Source organism: Streptomyces xanthii (genome assembly GCF_014621695.1).
Classification (GTDB): Bacteria; Actinomycetota; Actinomycetes; order Streptomycetales; family Streptomycetaceae; genus Streptomyces; species Streptomyces xanthii.
In genome coordinates, this window is record NZ_CP061281.1 from 1,408,088 (window position 1) to 1,425,943 (window position 17,856).

The window sequence follows — 17,856 nt, forward strand, 5'->3', positions numbered from 1 at the left end:
CGGTTTTCGATACGCGGACGACAACACCTCATCTGCCGGCGGGCTCGCCACAGGTGGGGCGCAGCGGCCGCTCGGCGGTCTCTGCCGCCGGGCGAGCGCCGACGCCGCGCCGCCGGGCGGAGACCTCCCGGTGCGGACGCGCCGGGAGACCGGTCGCCGCGACCCCCGCGGGCCGGTCGGTGCCGCAGTCGACCAGTGTGTTGATCCGCTCCGCGAACTCCGATCCCGGCATGGGCAGGTCCATGTCCGGCTCCCTGAGATAGCCGGACGCGACCGCCGTGGGAATGTAGGCCATGAGATCGCTGACCACCGCGGAGCGTGGTCGCTGCGCCGCGCCGGCGAGCTGCCGCAGGACACGCAGGACCGTGCCGGTGGTGGACGGGTCGATCTGGTGCAGTCCGGCCTGCCACTCGGCGGCGGCTGTCTCGCCCTCGGGCTCGGGAAGCGCCGGTGCCACCCCTCGGGGATCGCCGGAGGGTGGGCACTCGGCCTCGGCGGTCTGCGTGTGCCACCAGTCGGCGGTGTCCCGTTCGCCGAGCGCGAGGTGGTGGAGGTAGAGGCAGTAGGCGGCGGCGGACTGTCCCGCGCCGGCGGCGTACTCCCACCACGACCGGGCGCCGTCGTGGGTGTCCGTCAGTTGCAGCACACAGGCCAGGACGAGAGCGCTGCGCGGCTGAGGAACCTGGTCGGTGACGAAGTCGGCCACCGCGGAGGCCGGCGTGTGGGTGACGACCGTCTCGCAGAGTGCGCGCAGATCCTCGGCGGCCCGGTCGGCCGCCGGTGTTCCACCGTGGTGCCGTGCATGTCCGGGGTCGACGGCGACAGGGCCGGACGGGACGACGTCACAAGGGACGCTTCGCTCGCGGACAAGGAGCGCCCTGGACAGGAGTTCGTCGATGTGACTCATGGTGAAGGGTTCCCTTCGACAGTCGGCGGGCAGTGGGTCTCCAGGAATCTGCGGGCGTGACGTTCGTCCGACCTCACGGCTGCGAGGGAGATGCCCAGCAGCGCCGAGGTCTGCCGGGTGGACAGGCCGCAGAGGTGCCGCAGGACGATCACGTCCTGCTGGTGGGCCGGGAGATGGCTGATCGCCCTGAACAGTCGCAGCGTCTCGGCCAGTTGGGACTCTCTGGACTCGTCGGTCTCCGCCGCCCGCAGCGCGACGGTGTCGAAGGCGGCCGGTCCGAGTTCCGGCCTGCCGTCCAGGTGGTGGGTACGGGACATGACGGTGGCCCGTACGACGTCCCAGCCGTAACGCCGCGTGTCCGGGCTGGCGAGGGCGTTGTTCCAGCACAGCCAGAGGATGGCGAAGGAGTCGGCGACCGCGAGATCGCTGAGCCGGTCGTCGAGGAAGCAGCGGGCGTACCGCAGATAGTGCTGCTCGACGAGCTCACAGAACGCGGCGTGGTCCAGGGGCTGGGCCGCGGGTGAGGTGGTCAGGGCCGTCCTCTCGCCGGACCGCTCGACCCATTCAGGGCTCTTGTGCGCCTCCAGGGCCGCCTGCCGCCAGAGCCGGTGCAACGGCCAGTCGGGCAAGTCCAGTACAGCCGCCAGGCTCAGCACGATCTCCCAGCGGGGGTAGAGCCCGGTGCCCCGCAGAAGTTCGGAGAGCTTGGACTTGGCCAGCGTCACGCGCAGGCTGAGGTCGCCGAGGGTCTGGCCGCTGGCGAGGTGAGCCTCGCGAACCGGTTCCAGCCATGCACGGTGAGCGCTGCCGACGCTGTCGGCTATGGGCCCGAGCTTGCGCCCGGGCCGGGCGTGGGGCCGACCGGACGAGACCGGCGGGGTCGGGGTCGTGGGGCTCGTCACGGGGCGTGCCCCTCCTTGTCGTGGAGTGCCGCCCCGAGTTCGGCCCTGGCCCGGGTGTGATCTCCCCGCGAGGCCTGGACTATCTGCTGGATGGTCAGCCCCAGCGCCGGCGCGAGCGTGGCGACAGCCGCCACCTGCCCCAGCGCGACCAGGACGATGCTCCAGACGAGCACCGCCACCGTGGCAGCGACAAGCCCTGCCTGTTTGCCCTTCATACCAACTCCTCATCGAATCGGCCTTGTTCGAGCCCCGCACCCCATCCGGAAACCGCGGGAGCTCTCCGGGAGCCGGGTGCCGTCCGACTCCTGGAGAGGGCAACCAGCATGGAGGGAAGGGAAGTTGGTATGCCAGCCGATCATGAATTCACGGAACATTGACGGCCACACCGCGATCAGCGAACGGACGATCCCGAACCGTTGTGGGCAAGCCGACTCGCCCGGGTGGAAGTTCCCGGCTTTCCTTGCGCTCCTCCCCCCGGCCCCGTCCAATGGAGGTGGACGCCATCGGCGTCGGCCTTCCATCCGGAAGGGCTTGCTCCCGTGCCGAGCAGTGGGGAGCGGGCACACCGCTCTCGCCCGGCCGTTTCCGACGATCGGGCGAGAGCGGGCCCACAGGAGTCGCGGCCCGGCTTCACCGCACCGTGCGCCGCCCCGCCATCAGCACCACGTACACGACGAGCGACGCCGCGAGGCCCACCGCCCAGCCGTAGTCGGCCAGGGGTTTCAGGAACGGGATCAGGCCGTCCACGGGGAAGGGGCCCGCCTTGTGGCCCTTCGCGTCCAGGGTCGAGTAGGAGCCGCCGACCGCGAGGACGCCGCCGATGAGGAACGCGGCGACGGCTCGCCAGTTCCAGCCGCCCGTGTACCAGTAGCGGCCGCCGGCCACGTACAGGTCGGCGAGGTGGAGGACGGTGCGGCGGATGATCCAGTAGTCGGCGATGAGGATGCCGGCGACGGTGCCGAGGAGGCCGCCGACGACGCCGAGCCATGTGAAGATGTACAGCTCGGGCGTGGAGGTCAGCTTCCACGGCATGACGAGGACACCGATGACGCCGGTGATGATCGCGCCCGTGCGGAAGCTGATGAGTTTGGGCGCGAGGTTGGCGAGGTCGTAGGCCGGGGACACGACGTTCGCCGCGATGTTCACGGAGATCGTCGCGACGAAGACGGTGATGAGGGCGAAGAGCAGTCCGAAGACGTTGTCGGTCTTGCCGGCGAGCGCGACCGGGTCCCAGATCGCCGCCCCGTAGACCTTCTCCGAACCGGCCGTGACGAGGACGGACATCAGGGCGAAGAGGGTCATGGTGGTGGGCAGGCCGAGGGTCTGGCCCCAGACCTGGGCGCGCTGCCCTTTCCCGAAGCGGGTGAAGTCGGGGATGTTCAGGGAGAGGGTCGACCAGAAGCCGATCATGCCCATGAGGCCGGGGAAGAAGACCTTCCAGAAGTCCGGGCCCCAGCCGACCTTGGACGGCTCGTGGAGCAGCGGGCCGAAGCCGCCCGCCTTGTTCGCGATCCAGACGAGGAGGACGACGGCGCCGACGAGGACGAAGGGCGCCGCCCAGTTCTCGAAGCGGCGCAGGGTGTCCATCCCCCGGTAGATGATGGCGAGTTCGAGCACCCAGAAGACGACGAAGCACAGCCACAGGGTCCACGGGTAGCCGCCGACCTCCGAGGCTCCGGCCCAGCCGCCGAAGATCTTGCCGAGCAGGACGAAGATGCCCTGGCCGCCGATCCAGGTCTGGATGCCGAACCAGCAGCAGGCGACGGCCGCCCGCACCATGGCGGGCAGGTTGGCGCCGCGGATGCCGAACCCGGCCCTCGCGAGGACCGGGAAGGGTATGCCGTACTTGGGCCCGGCGTGGCCGGTGAGCAGCATCGGCAGGAGCACGATGACGTTGGCGAGGGCGATCGTGAGGACCGCCTGCTTCCAGTCCATGCCGAGCGCGACGAGCCCGGAGGCCAGCGTCCAGGACGGGATGCAGTGGGCCATGCCGATCCACAGGGCCACGAAGTTGTACGTGGTCCAGCGGCGTTCGGCGAGCGGGACGGGCCGCAGGTCCTCGTTGGCGTAGCGGCTGCCGGCCGGGTAGGTGTCGGCGGTCAGTTCGACCGCGGGGGCGGAGGACGGCGGGGCCGGTGGGACGGTGTCGGTCATGGGCAGCAGTCCGTTCACTGGCGGGCCCCGGCGGGTGGGCGGGGCCCTGGGAGGACGGGGATACGGGATGGCCGTGGGGAAGCCGTGAACTGCCGTGCCTGGCACAGGTTTTACCAGCGGTGCGGGTGGTGCGGTCGGGGATAAGTCGGAGGCCCGCTCGGGCCCGCTCACGCGTTCACCGCCGGGATCACGTCCCGGCCGTAGAGATCGATCACCGCCTCCTTCGCGTCGTGCATGGCGTACACGGCGAACTGGTCGACGCCGAGGGCGCGCAGCGCGTTCAGCTTCTCGATGTGCGCCGACGGCGGGCCGATCAGGCAGAAGCTGTCGACGATCTCGTCGGGCACGAACGCGGTGTCCGGGTTGTCGGTGCGGCCGTGGTGGGAGTAGTCGTAGCCCTCGCGGGCCTTGATGTAGTCGGTGAGGGCGTCGGGCACCATGCCGGAGTGGGCGCCGTAGCGGGAGACGAGGTCGGCGACGTGGTTGCCGACCATGCCGCCGAACCAGCGGCACTGTTCGCGGGCGTGGGCGAGCGCCTCGGGCGAGTCGTCCTCGGTGACGTAGGCGGGGGCCGCGACGCAGATCTTCACCTCGGACGGGTCGCGTCCGGCGGCCGCGGCGGCGTCGCGCACGGCCTTGACCATCCATTCGGTGAGGAAGAGGTCGGCGAGCTGGAGGATGAATCCGTCGGCCTCCTCGCCGGCCATCTTGAGGGCCTTGGGCCCGTACGCGGCCATCCACACCGGCACCTCGGCGCCCTCGCCGACCCAGGGGAAGCGCACGACGGTGCCGCCGAGGTCGGCCTCGTCGCCGCGGCCCAGCGCCCGGATGACCTTCATGGCCTCGCTGATCCGGGCGAGGGTGTTGGGCTTGCGTCCGGCGACGCGCATCGCGGAGTCGCCGCGGCCGATGCCGCACACGGTGCGGTTGCCGTACATGTCGTTGAGGGTGGCGAACGTGGAGGCGGTCACCTCCCAGGTCCTGGTCCCGGGATTGGTGACCATGGTCCCGACCTTCAGGTGCCGGGTCTCGGCGAGGATACGGCTGTAGATGACGAACGGCTCCTGCCACAGCACGCACGAGTCGAAGGTCCATCCGTGCGTGAATCCGACGTCCTCCGCGCGGCGCATCAGGTCGACGACGGCGGAGGCGGGCGGGTCGGTCTGCAGGACGAGTCCGAAGTCCATGGGCTTCCCTAGCTCTTTCAGTTCAGGTACTGACAGGTGCCGCGCGGGGTGTACGTGCCGTGGCCGGCCCGCCCGGTGAACTCCCGTTCGGTGATGACGGGTTCGCCGCGCGAGAGGACGGTCTCGACGCGCCCGGTCAGCCGCTTGCCCTCGTACGCCGAGTAGTCGACGTTCATGTGGTGGGTGGCGGCGCTGATGGTCTGCTCGGCGTGCGGGTCGTAGATCACGAGGTCGGCGTCGGCGCCGGGCGCGATGGTGCCCTTCTTGGGGTAGAGGCCGAACATGCGGGCCGGGGTGGCGCAGGCGATCTCGATCCAGCGGCGCCGGGTGATGTGCCGGTCGACGACGGCCTGGTGGAGCAGGTCCATGCGGTTCTCGACGCCGGGCATGCCGTTGGGGATCTTCGAGAAGTCGCCGCGGCCCAGCTCCTTCTGGCCGGTGAAGCAGAAGGGGCAGTGGTCGGTGGAGACGACCTGGAGGTCGTTCGTGCGCAAGCCGCGCCACAGGGCCGCCTGGTGCTCCTTGGGCCGCAGGGGCGTCGAGCACACGTACTTGGCGCCCTCGAAGTCGGGCTCGGCGAGGTTGTCCGTGGACAGGAACAGGTACTGGGGGCAGGTCTCGCCGAAGACGGGGAGGCCCTCGTCGCGGGCCCGGGCGAGCTCGGCGACGGCCTCCTGCGCGGAGACGTGGACGACGTAGAGGGGGGCGCCGGCGACCTGGGCGAGCTTGATGGCACGGTGGGTGGCCTCGGACTCCAGGAGCGCCTTGCGGACCTCGCCGTGGTAGCGGGGGTCGGTCTCGCCGCGGGCCAGGGCCTGTTCGACGAGGACGTCGATGGCGATGCCGTTCTCGGCGTGCATCATGATGAGGCCGCCGTTCTCGCCGGCCCGCTGCATGGCGCGCAGGATCTGCCCGTCGTCGGAGTAGAAGACGCCCGGGTACGCCATGAACTGCTTGAACGACGTGACGCCCTCGCTGACGAGGAGGTCCATCTCCTTGAGCGTGTCGTCGTTCACGTCGGAGACGATCATGTGGAAGCCGTAGTCGATCGCGCAGTTGCCGTCGGCCTTGGCGTACCAGGCGTCGAGGCCCTCGCGCAGGCTGTGGCCCACGGTCTGGATGGCGAAGTCGACGATGGTGGTGGTGCCGCCCCAGGCGGCGGCGCGGGTCCCCGTCTCGAAGGTGTCGGCGGCGAACGTGCCGCCGAACGGCATCTCCATGTGGGTGTGCCCGTCGACGCCGCCCGGGATGACGTACTTCTGGCTCGCGTCGATGACGCGCGCGTCCGTCCAGGACGCGGCGGTGTCACTGCCGGTGGCCGCGAGGGCGACGACGCGGCCGTCCTCGATCAGGACGTCGGCGTGCATCTCGTCGGCGGCGGTGACGACGAGTCCGCCGCGGACGACGGTACGGACGGCGCTCATGCTCTCCTCCAGGAACGTCGGTGCTCGGGGTGCTACGGGCGGGTCAGCGGCTCGTACGCGTGCGGGGCGCGGTCGCGGTAGAACTGCCAGCGGTCGCGGACCTCGTGCAGCTTGGCGAGGTCGAGGTCGCGGACGACGAGTTCGGGCGCCTTGTCGTCGGCGACCTCGCCGACGAACTGGCCCTCGGGGTCGACGAAGTAGGAGGTGCCGTAGAAGTCGTTGTCGCCGTACTCCTCGACGCCGACGCGGTTGATGGCGCCGACGAAGTACTCGTTGGCGACGGCGGCGGCCGGCTGCTCCAGCTGCCACAGGTAGCGGGACAGGCCGCGGCTGGTGGCGGAGGGGTTGAAGACGATCTGGGCGCCTTCGAGACCGAGGGCGCGCCAGCCCTCGGGGAAGTGCCGGTCGTAGCAGATGTAGACGCCGACCTTGCCGACGGCGGTGTCGAAGACGGGCCAGCCGGAGTTGCCCGGCCGGAAGTAGAACTTCTCCCAGAAGCCCTTGACCTGCGGGAGATGGGTCTTGCGGTACTTGCCGAGGTAGCTGCCGTCGGCGTCGATCACGGCGGCCGTGTTGTAGAGGACGCCGGGCTGCTCCTGTTCGTACATGGGCAGGACGAGGACGATGTGGTGCTCGCGGGCCAGCTCCTGGAAGCGGCGCACGATCGGTCCGTCGGGGATGGCCTCGGCGTAGGCGTAGAAGGCCGGGTCCTGCACCTGGCAGAAGTACGGGCCGTAGAACAGCTCCTGGAAGCAGAGCACTTGGGCGCCCTGGGCGGCCGCGTCACGCACGGCCTGCTCGTGCACCTTGATCATGGATTCCTTGTCGCCGGTCCATGCGGTCTGGAAGATCGCGGCGCGGATCACGGAACTCATCGGGACCTCCTGCGAGGGACGACAGAGGGGAGGGCGGAGGGGAGGGCAGAGGGGACGACAGGTGTGCCAAGGACGATAGGAAGCGCGTCGGCGCCGGCCGAGTCGCACCGTGTCACGTCCGCGGCCCGATGCCGTTGCACCGTGTCACTCCCCCGTCTGCGCGTCGTGCGCGAGCAGCGCGATGTGCACGGACGCCGCCTCCTCGAAGTCGTCGAGGCTGACCCGGAGCAGGGTCTCGATGGCCTCGATGCGGCGGTACAGGGCGGGCCGGCTCATGTGGTGGAGCTGGGCGGTGCGGGACTTGTTGCGGCCGGTCGCGAGGTAGGTGCGCAGGACCGCGAGCAGCGCCTCGCCCTCCTCGGCGTACAGCAGTCCGTCCAGCTCGCGTTCGGCGAAGGACTGGACGCGGGGGTCGTCGCGCAGCATCCGCATCAGACCGCGCAGCCGTACGTCGCCGAGGCGGACGACGGCGGGCAGGCCGGGCGGGGCTCCGGCGACGGCGTCGCAGACGTGGAGCGCTTCGCGCAGGCCGTCGGGGACGTCGTCCCAGGCGGGCCCGGCGGGTCCCGCGGCGACGACGGGCGCGGCGCCGGTCTCGGCGCGCAGCCGTTCGGCGAAGTGGGCGGCGAGCGGTACGGGGTCCTGGTCGTGGGCGAGGCTGAGCAGGACGGCGGTGGCGTGCTCGGTGAGATCGGCGACGAGCGCGGACAGGCCGAGCAGGCGCAGGACGCGGTCGAGGCGGGCGGGGTCGGTGTCGCGGACGGCGAGCGGGACGAAGGTGCGCCGGTTGACGGGGAGGCCGGCCGCGCGGGCGCGGGGCAGGAGTTGGCGGGCGGGCACGGCGCCGGAGACGAGGTCGTCGAGCAGGCGGCGTGCGGACTGTTCCTCCCAGCTGACGGCGGTGCCGGACAGCAGGTGGTGCAGGACGAGGGACTCGGCGGCGCGGTCGGCGAGCAGCCGGCCGGAGGCGCAGTCGCCGCGGTAGCCGCACAGTACGACGGAGCCCCAGCGTTCGCCGCGGCCGCCGAGTTCGGCGCGCAGCCAGCCTTCGCCGTCGACGCCGCCGGGCTGCCGGGCGATGCGGTCCCAGTCGCGCAGGACGTCGTCGACGGCGGGCCGTTCGCCGGCGGTGGCGAGGACGCGGTGGGCGAGGTTGGTGACGACGACGGGGCAGGCGCTGTGCGCGGCGATCTCGTCGAGGAGGCGCTGGAGCGGGGCGCCGGCCGTGATGAGCGCGGTCAGCGCGGTGCGGATGCCCTCGGAGAGGCGGACGGCGGCGTACTTGCGGCGCACGAGCCGGGACTGGACCTCCTCGGTGAGCTCGGCGAACGGGAAGGGCCGGTGCAGCACGACCATGGGCAGGCCGCAGCGCTCGGCGGCCCGGCACATGTCGCGGGGCGGGGACGGGAAGGCGCGGCCGAGGCCGAGGACGAGGGCCGCGGCCTCGGCGCGGTGCAGGGACTCGATGTAGGCGGTGCGGCCGTGCGGGTCGCCGCCCGCGAGGAGCACGCCGGTGGTGAGGACCATCTCGCCGCCGCTGAGCATGACGCCGACGTCGGCGGCCTCGGCGACGTGCACCCAGCGCACGGGCCGGTCGAGGTGCTCGGCGGCGGCGACCACCTCGGGTTCGCCCGCGGCGATGCGTTCCAGGGCGAGTATCTGCCGTACGGACAGGGCGTGTTCGGGGACGGCCGGAGCGGTCATGGCGCCGGGCCCGCTACGAGGCGTTCCGCAGGGCTCGTTCGAGGATCGCCGCGCCCTGTTCGGCCTCGGCGACGGTCAGGGTGAGGGGCGGGGCGATGCGCAGGACGCTGGTGCTGTGGCCGCCGCCCTTGCCGATGAGCAGGCCGTGCTCGCGGCACTCCTCGAGGACGGCGGTGGCGGCGTCGGGGTGCGCCTCGTCGGTGCCCGGCCGGACGAGTTCGATGCCGATCATGAGGCCCCGGCCACGCACCTCGCGGACGCAGGGGGTGCTCGCGCCGATGGCGCGCAGCCGCTCGATGAGGAGGCCGCCGACGCGGCGGGCGTTGCCCTGGAGGTCGTGCTCCAGGAGGTACGAGAGGTTGGCGAGGCCCGCGGCCATGGTGACGGGGCTGCCGCCGAAGGTGGAGATGGAGTTGGCGTCGAGGCAGTTCATGACCTCGGCGCGGGCGACGACGCCGCCGATCGACATGCCGTTGCCGATGCCCTTGGCGAAGGTGAGCAGGTCGGGCGGGCCGGACGCGGCGTGGGCCTGCCAGCCCCAGAAGTGCTCGCCGGTGCGGCCCCAGCCGGTCTGCACCTCGTCGGAGATCCACAGGATGCCGTGCTCGGCGAGGATCTGGCGGAAGCGGGCGTACAGACCGTCGGGCGGGGAGGTGAAGCCGCCGACGCCCTGGATGGGCTCGGCGATGAGCGCCGCCACGTTCCCCCGGGTCTGGCCGAGCATGTCGCGCAGGTCGGCGACGCAGGCCTCGGTGAACTCGGCGTCGGACAGGTGGGCGTAGGGGCCGCGGGTGCGGACGCCGCCGTGCACGTACAGGGTCTGCAGGGGCGAGAGGCTGGTGGGCGACCAGCCTCGGTTGCCGGTGATGCCGACGGCGGAGAAGGAGCGGCCGTGGTAGCTGTTGCGCATCGCCAGGATCTGGTTGGAGCGGCGGTACGCGGTGGCGAGCAGCAGCGCGGTGTCGTTGGCCTCGGTGCCGGAGGTGGTGAAGAAGACGCGGGCGTCGGGGATGCCGGACAACTTGGCGACGCGCTCGGCGAGTTCGACCATCGGCCGGTTCAGGTAGAGCGTCGAGGAGTGGACGATCCGGGACGCCTGCTCGCTGACCGCCTTGGTGACCTCGGGCAGGGCGTGCGCGGTCATGGTGGTGAGGATGCCGCCGAAGAAGTCGAGGTACTGCTTGCCGTCGGCGTCCCAGACCTGGCGGCCCTCGCCGTGGGTGATCTCGATCGGCCGGTCGTAGTACAGGGCGAGCCACTCGGGCAGGACCGCGCGATGGCGTGCGTGGAGGTCAGGGGTCATCACGGCTGCGGAGTCCCTTCGTCGGTCACGGCTGAACGGGTTCGGGAGAGGCCCGGGGGCGTCAGGGCTGAACGGGTTCGGGAAAGGCCCCCGGGGTCAGGGCTGAACAGGTTCGGGAGAGGCCCCCGGGGGTCAGGGCTGGACAAGTCCGTCGTAGGCGTCGGGGCGGCGGTCGCGGTAGAAGGCCCACTGCTGCCGCACCTCGTCGATGACGTCGAGGTCGAGGTCGCGTACGAGCAGTTCCTCGTCCCGGTCGTCGGCCGCCTCGCCGACGAGCTGCCCGCGCGGGTCGACGAAGTACGAGGTGCCGTAGAAGTCGTCGTCGCCGTACTCCTCGACGCCGACGCGGTTGATGGCGGCGACGTAGTACGCGTTGGCGACGGCGGCCGCGGGCTGTTCGAGGCGCCAGAGGTGAGAGGAGAGGCCGCGGCTGGTCGCGGACGGGTTGTACACGATCTGCGCGCCGTTGAGCCCCAACTGGCGCCAGCCTTCGGGGAAGTGGCGGTCGTAGCAGATGTAGACGCCGACCCGGCCGACGGAGGTGTCGAAGACGGGCCAGCCCAGGTTCCCCGGCCGGAAGTAGTACTTCTCCCAGAAGCCGGGAAGCTGCGGGATGTGGTGCTTGCGGTACTTGCCGAGGTAGCTGCCGTCGGCGTCGATCACGGCCGCGGTGTTGTAGTAGAAGCCGGGCTGCTCGACCTCGAAGACGGGGGCCACGATCACCAGGCCCGTCTCGCGGGCGAGTTCACGCATCCGCGTGACGGTGGGGCCGTCCGGCACGGGCTCGGCCCAGCGGTGGTGCCCGGGGTCCTGGACCTGGCAGAAGTACGGGGCGTTGAACACCTCCTGGAAGCCGATGATCCGGGCTCCCCGGCGGGCCGCCTCGCGGGCGTGCTCCTCGTGCTTGGCGATCATGGATGCGGTGTCGCCCGTCCAGGAGGCCTGGACGAGTGCGGCGCGAACGACGTGGGCCATGAGCCGCTCCTCAGCGTTGAACCTCTACGCCTGTAGAACGGGGCGTAGAGGGACGAACGTAAGCCCGCCCGGGGGGCTTGCCAAGACCATCGTCGTCAACCCGCTGGAACGATCATGTTTCGGCACCCGTGCGGGTGATCCCGCTTCTCATCACACCGATCACGTCGCACGAGGCCCGCCGTCCGGGCCGTCCGGGTTCAGGCCGGCTGCAGCGCGCAGTGCACGACCAGCTCGTCCATCGAGAGGCCGAGCTCGCGGGCGAGGGCCGCGACCGTGAAGAACGCCGGGGTCGGCGCGCGCCCCGTCTCGATCTTGCGCAGCGTCTCGACCGAGACGCCCGCACCCGCGGCCACCTCGGTCATGCTGCGCCCCTGTCGCGCCTCGCGCAGCAGCCGGCCGAGCCGCTCGCCGCGCTCGCGCTCTTCGGGGGTCAAGGGAGTTCGGACCATGCGCCCAGTCTAGCCGACCCTCCATTTCTATACCGGATTCAAATACCGGTATAGTAATTGGCATGGTGGAACTGAAGACCGAACCGCAGATCGACGCGATGCGCGAGGCCGGCCGCATCGTCGCCCAGGCCCTGGCCGCCGCCCGCAAGCACGCCGCACCGGGCGTCACCCTCCTCGAACTCGACGAGGTCGCGCACGACGTGCTGCGCGACGCCGGCGCCTCCTCCCCGTTCCTGGGCTACCGCCCGCCGTTCGCCCCGACCCCCTTCCCCGCCGTCCTGTGCGTCTCCGTCAACGACGCGATCGTGCACGGCGTCCCGAACCGGACCCGGCTGCGCGACGGCGACCTCGTCTCGGTCGACTTCGGGGCCGAACTCGGCGGCTGGGTCGGCGACTCGGCGATCAGCTTCACCGTGGGCACCGCCCGGCCCGAGGACACCCGGCTGATCGAGACCGCCGAGCGGGCCCTGGCCGCCGGCATCGCGGCGGCCGTCGTCGGGAACCGGATCGGGGACATCGCGCACGCCATCGGCACCGTGTGCCGCGCCGCCGGGTACGGCGTCCCCGACGGCTTCGGCGGGCACGGCATCGGGCGCCGGATGCACGAGGACCCGGGGGTGCCGAACGAGGGGCGGCCCGGGCGCGGCATGCGGCTGCGGGCCGGCATGGCACTGGCCATCGAGCCGATGGTGATCGCGGGCGGCACGGACGACTACCACGCGGACCCCGACGGGTGGACGCTGCGCACGAACGACGGCTCCCGCGCCGCGCACGCCGAACACACCGTGGCGATCACCGACGCGGGGCCGCGCGTCCTCACCGCGCTCTGAGCCGCTTCCCTCCCTACGGGCGTCAGCGGTCCTGCCGGTCGAGCACGTCCACGACGTAGAGCACCGGCACGCCGGGCGGCTGTTCCAGACCGCCCGGCGTGCGGTGGAAGTCGGGGCGATAGCGGGCGGGCACCGCGAGCTGGAGCCGACTGCCGACCCGGATGCCCTTCAGCGCCTCGAACATCCCGGGCAGCAGCGCGGGCCGGGCGAGCACCATCCCGCTCGGGCCGCTCTCCCCGTACGTCGAGCGGAACGGGCGGTCCTCGCCCCAGGACCAGCCCGCGTACTGCAGCACGGCCACGTCACGGTCCTGGAGCACCGGGCCGCGGCCCTCGCTGAGCGTGCGCACGTGCAGTTTCGCGGGCGGGCCCGCGCCCCAGCTGACCACCTTCGGCATCCCGCCCGCGGGGAAGTCGACGACGGCCTTCGCGTCGCGGGCGCCCCCTGCGCCCGGCATCCCACCGCTGCCGTGGCGCACCGGCACCCGCTGGTCACGGTCGTAGCCGCCGATCAGGTCGAACACCAGGACCATGTGGTCGTCCGGGGCGATCGCGGCCGCCGCGGCGCTCCGCGGGCCGGCGCCGCGCGCCGCCGGGGCGATCATCAGGACGCGGCTGCCGCCCCTGCGGCCCACGAGCGCCTCCGCCCAGGACCGCTCGCCGCTGAACGACACCGTCGTCGGCTGCGCCAGGCCCCACGAGCTGAGCAGCTCCTTCTTCCCCTCCCAGCTGCGCATCTCGACATCGGTGACGGCGACCTGCCCCTTCTTCACCACCGGGCCCGTGCCGGCGCGCAGCACCTTCAGCCGGGCGGCCGCCGGGGCGGGCCGGTCCGGGATGGTGATCACGGGCCGGGTGCCGGCCGCGCCGGTGACCTTCGGAACGTTCTCGGGCCCCGGGTCGGGAGCGGCGCAGGCCGCGGCCGCCGCGAGCAGGACGGTTACGGCTCCGGTGCGCAGGACGGGTCTGGGGTCCACCGGTGACCTCCTTGGCGTGGGGGTGTCGCCAAGGAGCGTTCCGGTCCCCGGGGTGCGGGTGACGGACCTGCGGGACGACACACCGGGGGGCGTACGTCCGCCGGGTGTACGGCGCCGAGTGCGGGGCGGATGTCAGTTGCCCTGACCGGGCGACACACCGGGGCGCCGGATGTAGGGCGCCCAGCGCGGTTCGATGCCCCCTGCCCGGGCCGAGCGACACGCAGGGCGGCACGCGCCCGCCGGGTGTACCGCGCCCAGCCCAGGGCGCATATCTCCTGCCCGGGCTGCGGGGCCGCTCCGCTGTGCCCCCACCCCCGGCGGAGCCGTCAGTGGGTGGGGGTCACGAGGCCCAACTCGTACGCCATGATGACCAGTTGGACCCGGTCGCGCGCCGCGAGCTTCGTGAAGAGGCGGGCCACGTGGGACTTGGTGGTGGCGACGCTGATGAAGAGTTCCTCGGCGATCTCCTGGTTGGAGCGGCCGAGGCCGACCAGGGTCAGGACCTCGCGCTCGCGCTCCGTGATGCCTTCGACCGGCCGGGGCGAACGCGCCGCGACCGGCCCCCCGCGCCCCACGAAGTCGGCGATGAGCCGCCGGGTGACCCCGGGCGCGATGAGCGCGTCCCCCGCGGCGACGATGCGGATCGCCGCGAGGAGATCGTCGAGCGGCATGTCCTTCACGGCGAACCCGGCGGCGCCGGCCCGCAGCGCCCCGTACACGTAGTCGTCCTCGTCGAACGTGGTCAGGACGAGGACCCGGGGGCCCTGTCCCGACTCGATGATGCGCCGCGTCGCCTCGATGCCGTCGACGCCGGGCATCCGGATGTCCATGACGACCACGTCGGGCACCAGCCGCGCCGCCTGGGCGACGGCCTCCGCCCCGTCCCCCGCCTCGCCGACGACCTCCAGGTCGCCCGTGTCGCCGATGAGGGTGCGCAGCCCGGAGCGGACGAGCGGCTGGTCGTCGACGAGCAGCACCCGGACCCGCGCCGTCACGCCGCCCCCTCCTCGGGCAGCGGTATCCGCGCCGTCACCCGGAAGCCGCCCTCCGGCCGCGGCCCCGCCCCGAACTCCCCGTGCAGCAGGCGCACCCGCTCCTCCATCCCCATGATCCCGAACCCCGTTCCCGACGATCGTGCCCCGGCGCCCCGTCCCGCGTCCACGATCTCCAGGAACAGCTCGTGCTCCTCGTACGCGACCGCCACCTGGCAGGCGGCGACGCCCGCGTGCCGGACGACGTTGGCGAGGGCCTCCTGCACGATGCGGTACGCGGAGCGGTCCACGTCGGGCGGCAGGGGGCGCTCGGTGCCGGTGCGGGACAGGTCGACGCGAACGCCGGCGTCGGCGGTCTGCGCGATGAGCACGTCGAGTTCGGCGAGCCCGGCGCCGGGGGTGAGCGGCGCGTCCCCGTCCGGGTCGGCCCGGCGCAGCGCGACGAGGGTGCGGCGCAGGCCGCGCAGGGTGTCGCGGCTGGTCTGTTCGATGGCTTCGAGCGCGGCACGGGCCTCGGCGGGGCGGGTCTCGACGACGCGGGCTGCGACTCCGGACTGGATGGTGATGACGCCGATGCCGTGGGAGACCATGTCGTGCAACTCCCGTGCGATGCGCAGCCGTTCGGCGGTCACGGCCTCGGTGACGGCGCGCCGGCGCAGCGCGGAGGCGTGCTCGGCGCGCTCGCGGACGAACAGGCCGATCATGCAGGAGACCAGCAGGGCGAGCAGCGCGATGGTGGCGAGCGCCGCGAGGCTCTCGCCCCGCGCGAACACGGCGATGCCGCCGGCCTGAGCGAGGACGCTGAGCACGACCCCGGTGACCCACTGGCGCGTGGGCCTGCGGGCAACGAGGAGGCCGAGCACGATGTCGGCCACGACGAACGCGAGCAGTGTCACGGACCGGCCTCCGTCGTACCCGCCGTCCGGACCGGCGGGGCCGAGGGGCCCGGAGGGGTGGTACGGTCCGCCGCTCGGTTGCAGCGCGGTCGCCACGAGCGTGCCGAGCAGGGCGACCACCAGCGCGAGCAGCGGCATCCTGCGGGCCACGCCGACCAGGAGCACGGCGCTGAGGGCCACGCCCAGGGCGCGCAGCAGCGGCACCGTGTCGGGTGACGCGAACAGCGGCACGGTCAGCACGAACGGGTAGAGGGCCAGTCCGCACCAGGCGGCGGTCCCCCGGGATCCGGTTGTCTCGCTCATGCCGATGAGCGTACGAGCGCCGCCGGGCCCGGACATCGGCCCGCGGAATGCATCCCGTGGGCCGATCCCGGGTGGTCAGGACGTCAGTGGCCGGGGTCGACGACCATCGCGGAACCGCCGCCGCGCCGTACCTTCTCGGCGGCGGCGAGCCACCGCCCGTCGGGGAGCCGCTGCACGCCGGTCGCGGCGCCGATCTCGGGGTTGAGTTTGAAGGAGTGCCCGATCGACTCGAGTTCGGCGCGCAGCGGGCTGTCGTAGAGGCCGGGTTCGAGTTCGGTCTGCGCGGCGTTGCGCTGGCTGGCGCGCGGGGCCGCGATGGCGTCGACGAGCGGCAGGCCCCGGTCGAGGAAGCCGGTCAGGGTCTGCAGCACGGTGGTGATGATGGTGGCGCCGCCGGGCGAACCGACGGCGACGACCGGCTTGTTCGCCCGGTCGAGGACGATGGTCGGTGCGATGGAGGAGCGGGGCCGCTTGCCGGGGCCGGGCAGGTTCGGGTCGTGGACGGCGGGGTTCGCCGGGGCGAAGGAGAAGTCGGTCAGCTCGTTGTTGAGCAGGAAGCCGCGGCCGGGCACGGTGATGCCGCTGCCGCCGGTGGACTCGATGGTGAGGGTGTAGGCGACGACGTTGCCCCACTTGTCGGCGACCGTGAGGTGCGTGGTGTTCTCGCCCTCGTACGTCGTCGGGGCGGCCTGGTCGCCGGTCCTGCCGCACGTGCCCGGGTGGCGGGGGTCGCCGGGGGCCAGCGGGCTGGTGAGGACCGCGTCGTCCTGGATCAGACAGCCGCGTGCGTCGGCGAAGCGCTGGGAGAGCAGTTGCCCGGTGGGCACGTCCTCGGCGGCCGGATCGCCGACCCAGCGGCCGCGGTCGGCGAACGCGATGCGGCTGGCCTCGATGAAGCGGTGCAGATAGCGGGCCTTGGAGGCTTTGGAGAGGTCGGTGCGCTCCAGGATGTTGAGCGCCTCGCCGACGGTGGTGCCGCCGGAGGAGGACGGGGCGATGGAGTAGACGCCGAGGCCCCGGTACGAGGTCCTGGTCGGGGTCTGGAACTTGGCGGCGTAGGCCTTCAGGTCCTTCGTGGACAGTTCGCCGGGGCGGGCGTTCCAGCCGGAGGCCGGGTCGACGGGCGGCGCGTTGACGGTCTTGACGACGTCGGCGCCGATGTCGCCGTGGTAGATCGCGCCGACGCCCTGGCGGGCGAGCTGCGCGTAGGTGCGGGCGAGGTCGGGGTTGCGGAAGGTCGAGCCGACGACCGGGAGCTGTCCGCCGGGCAGGAAGAGCCGGGAGGTGTCCGGGAAGTTGCGGAAGCGGGCCTCGTTGGAGGCGGTCTGGGAGCGGAAGGTGTCGTCGACGGTGAAGCCGTCCCGGGCGAGTCGTTCGGCGGGCTCGAGGACGGCGCCGAGGCCCTTGCTGCCCCAGGCGTCGAGGGCGGAGGCCCAGGTGGCGGGGGTGCCGGGGGTGCCGACGCTCAGGCCGCTGGTGACGGCGTCCGCGAAGGCGAGCGGTCTGCCGTTCTCCAGGAACAGGTCGGAGCCGGCGTTCAGCGGCGCGGTCTCGCGGCCGTCGATCGAGTGCACCTGCCGGGTCTTCGCGTCGTAGTAGACGAAGTAGCCGCCTCCGCCGACGCCGGCGGAGTAGGGCTCGGTGACGCCGAGCGCGGCGGCGGTGGCGACGGCGGCGTCCACCGCGTTGCCCCCGTTCCTGAGGACCTCGATGCCGGCCGCGGAGGCGTCGGCGTCGACACTGGCCACGGCGCCGCCGTGGCCGACGGCGACCGGAACCTTCTGCGGCGCTCCCGAGGAGCCGCCGGAAGCGGACGAAGGGGGCGCGGCCGCCCCGACCGCCACCATGCTCACCGCAAGGGCGCAGAGGGACAGATTCCGTGCAACTGAACGTCTCATCAGTACCTCCAGTCAACAACCGTCTGCGCAGCGTAACTTGCCTTCACGGCACCGTCAGGACCCCCTCGAACACCGGTACGC

16 protein-coding genes are annotated in these 17,856 nt (G+C 72.3%); 1 reads left to right on the top strand and 15 read right to left on the bottom strand.

The features are described 5' to 3' along the window. Positions 1-28: 28 nt before the first annotated feature. The 11 genes from IAG42_RS06520 to IAG42_RS06570 all read right to left on the bottom strand — a co-directional run bounded on the left by IAG42_RS06520 (position 29) and on the right by IAG42_RS06570 (position 11,880). Positions 29-907, bottom strand: a complete 879-nt coding sequence (locus IAG42_RS06520) for a hypothetical protein (RefSeq protein ID WP_188336069.1) — start codon at positions 905-907, stop codon at positions 29-31. Beyond that, positions 904-1,809 carry a sigma-70 family RNA polymerase sigma factor gene (locus tag IAG42_RS06525; RefSeq protein ID WP_188336070.1) on the bottom strand — a complete coding sequence of 302 codons (906 nt, stop codon included), beginning with the start codon at positions 1,807-1,809 and terminating at the stop codon, positions 904-906. Before IAG42_RS06525 ends, IAG42_RS06520 begins: the two co-directional genes overlap by 4 nt. After that, positions 1,806-2,024, bottom strand: a complete 219-nt coding sequence (locus tag IAG42_RS06530) for a hypothetical protein (protein WP_188336071.1) — start codon at positions 2,022-2,024, stop codon at positions 1,806-1,808. The genes IAG42_RS06525 and IAG42_RS06530 overlap by 4 nt, the downstream gene beginning before the upstream one ends. Before the next feature lie 415 nt (positions 2,025-2,439). Continuing rightward, positions 2,440-3,963, bottom strand: coding sequence for an NCS1 family nucleobase:cation symporter-1 (locus IAG42_RS06535; protein WP_188336072.1), 1,524 nt, complete (start codon positions 3,961-3,963; stop codon positions 2,440-2,442). Positions 3,964-4,130: 167 nt separating this feature from the next. Next, a complete protein-coding gene (locus tag IAG42_RS06540) occupies positions 4,131-5,150 on the bottom strand; it encodes a TIGR03842 family LLM class F420-dependent oxidoreductase (protein WP_188336073.1) in 1,020 nt (339 codons plus the stop codon). Positions 5,151-5,167: 17 nt separating this feature from the next. Continuing rightward, on the bottom strand, positions 5,168-6,574 hold the full coding sequence (gene hydA, locus IAG42_RS06545; RefSeq protein ID WP_188336074.1) for a dihydropyrimidinase: 1,407 nt from the start codon (positions 6,572-6,574) through the stop codon (positions 5,168-5,170). Between the two features lie 32 nt (positions 6,575-6,606). Continuing rightward, complete coding sequence (locus IAG42_RS06550; protein WP_188336075.1) at positions 6,607-7,449, bottom strand: nitrilase-related carbon-nitrogen hydrolase; 843 nt, start codon at positions 7,447-7,449, stop codon at positions 6,607-6,609. A 144-nt stretch (positions 7,450-7,593) separates the two neighbouring features. Next, positions 7,594-9,153: a PucR family transcriptional regulator gene (locus IAG42_RS06555; RefSeq protein ID WP_188336076.1), complete on the bottom strand. Its 1,560-nt coding sequence runs from the start codon at positions 9,151-9,153 to the stop codon at positions 7,594-7,596. Positions 9,154-9,166: 13 nt separating this feature from the next. Then, positions 9,167-10,456, bottom strand: coding sequence for an aspartate aminotransferase family protein (locus IAG42_RS06560; protein WP_188336077.1), 1,290 nt, complete (start codon positions 10,454-10,456; stop codon positions 9,167-9,169). A 132-nt stretch (positions 10,457-10,588) separates the two neighbouring features. After that, positions 10,589-11,431 carry a nitrilase-related carbon-nitrogen hydrolase gene (locus IAG42_RS06565; protein WP_188336078.1) on the bottom strand — a complete coding sequence of 281 codons (843 nt, stop codon included), beginning with the start codon at positions 11,429-11,431 and terminating at the stop codon, positions 10,589-10,591. A gap of 197 nt (positions 11,432-11,628) precedes the next feature. Continuing rightward, on the bottom strand, positions 11,629-11,880 hold the full coding sequence (locus IAG42_RS06570; RefSeq protein ID WP_188336079.1) for a helix-turn-helix domain-containing protein: 252 nt from the start codon (positions 11,878-11,880) through the stop codon (positions 11,629-11,631). A gap of 62 nt (positions 11,881-11,942) precedes the next feature. On the opposite strand from IAG42_RS06570, the gene map reads away from it, so the two are divergent. Then, positions 11,943-12,710 (top strand): type I methionyl aminopeptidase, encoded by a 768-nt coding sequence (gene map, locus IAG42_RS06575; RefSeq protein ID WP_188336080.1) that lies wholly within the window; start codon positions 11,943-11,945, stop codon positions 12,708-12,710. Positions 12,711-12,732: 22 nt separating this feature from the next. On the opposite strand, the gene IAG42_RS06580 is transcribed toward map, so the two are convergent. From IAG42_RS06580 to ggt, 4 genes are all read right to left on the bottom strand, one after another. Then, positions 12,733-13,686 carry an FKBP-type peptidyl-prolyl cis-trans isomerase gene (locus IAG42_RS06580; protein WP_188336081.1) on the bottom strand — a complete coding sequence of 318 codons (954 nt, stop codon included), beginning with the start codon at positions 13,684-13,686 and terminating at the stop codon, positions 12,733-12,735. A gap of 326 nt (positions 13,687-14,012) precedes the next feature. Continuing rightward, positions 14,013-14,681 carry a response regulator gene (locus tag IAG42_RS06585; RefSeq protein WP_188336082.1) on the bottom strand — a complete coding sequence of 223 codons (669 nt, stop codon included), beginning with the start codon at positions 14,679-14,681 and terminating at the stop codon, positions 14,013-14,015. Then, positions 14,678-15,877, bottom strand: a complete 1,200-nt coding sequence (locus IAG42_RS06590) for a sensor histidine kinase (protein ID WP_188336083.1) — start codon at positions 15,875-15,877, stop codon at positions 14,678-14,680. Before IAG42_RS06590 ends, IAG42_RS06585 begins: the two co-directional genes overlap by 4 nt. 83 nt (positions 15,878-15,960) lie before the next feature. Continuing rightward, entirely contained in the window at positions 15,961-17,775 is a 1,815-nt protein-coding gene (gene ggt, locus IAG42_RS06595; RefSeq protein WP_188336084.1) for a gamma-glutamyltransferase, read from the bottom strand. Positions 17,776-17,856: the final 81 nt, after the last annotated feature.

Bases quoted from the DNA above. Each gene is read 5' to 3' on its own strand.
- IAG42_RS06555 (WP_188336076.1), bottom strand. From the start codon at position 9,153: ATGACCGCTCCGGCCGTCCCCGAACACGCCCTGTCCGTACGGCAGATA.
- IAG42_RS06570 (WP_188336079.1), bottom strand. From the start codon at position 11,880: ATGGTCCGAACTCCCTTGACCCCCGAAGAGCGCGAGCGCGGCGAGCGG.
- IAG42_RS06535 (WP_188336072.1), bottom strand. From the start codon at position 3,963: ATGACCGACACCGTCCCACCGGCCCCGCCGTCCTCCGCCCCCGCGGTC.
- IAG42_RS06590 (WP_188336083.1), bottom strand. From the start codon at position 15,877: ATGAGCGAGACAACCGGATCCCGGGGGACCGCCGCCTGGTGCGGACTG.
- IAG42_RS06550 (WP_188336075.1), bottom strand. From the start codon at position 7,449: ATGAGTTCCGTGATCCGCGCCGCGATCTTCCAGACCGCATGGACCGGC.
- IAG42_RS06560 (WP_188336077.1), bottom strand. From the start codon at position 10,456: ATGACCCCTGACCTCCACGCACGCCATCGCGCGGTCCTGCCCGAGTGG.
- IAG42_RS06520 (WP_188336069.1), bottom strand. From the start codon at position 907: ATGAGTCACATCGACGAACTCCTGTCCAGGGCGCTCCTTGTCCGCGAG.
- map (WP_188336080.1), top strand. From the start codon at position 11,943: ATGGTGGAACTGAAGACCGAACCGCAGATCGACGCGATGCGCGAGGCC.
- hydA (WP_188336074.1), bottom strand. From the start codon at position 6,574: ATGAGCGCCGTCCGTACCGTCGTCCGCGGCGGACTCGTCGTCACCGCC.
- IAG42_RS06540 (WP_188336073.1), bottom strand. From the start codon at position 5,150: ATGGACTTCGGACTCGTCCTGCAGACCGACCCGCCCGCCTCCGCCGTC.
- IAG42_RS06565 (WP_188336078.1), bottom strand. From the start codon at position 11,431: ATGGCCCACGTCGTTCGCGCCGCACTCGTCCAGGCCTCCTGGACGGGC.
- ggt (WP_188336084.1), bottom strand. From the start codon at position 17,775: ATGAGACGTTCAGTTGCACGGAATCTGTCCCTCTGCGCCCTTGCGGTG.
- IAG42_RS06530 (WP_188336071.1), bottom strand. From the start codon at position 2,024: ATGAAGGGCAAACAGGCAGGGCTTGTCGCTGCCACGGTGGCGGTGCTC.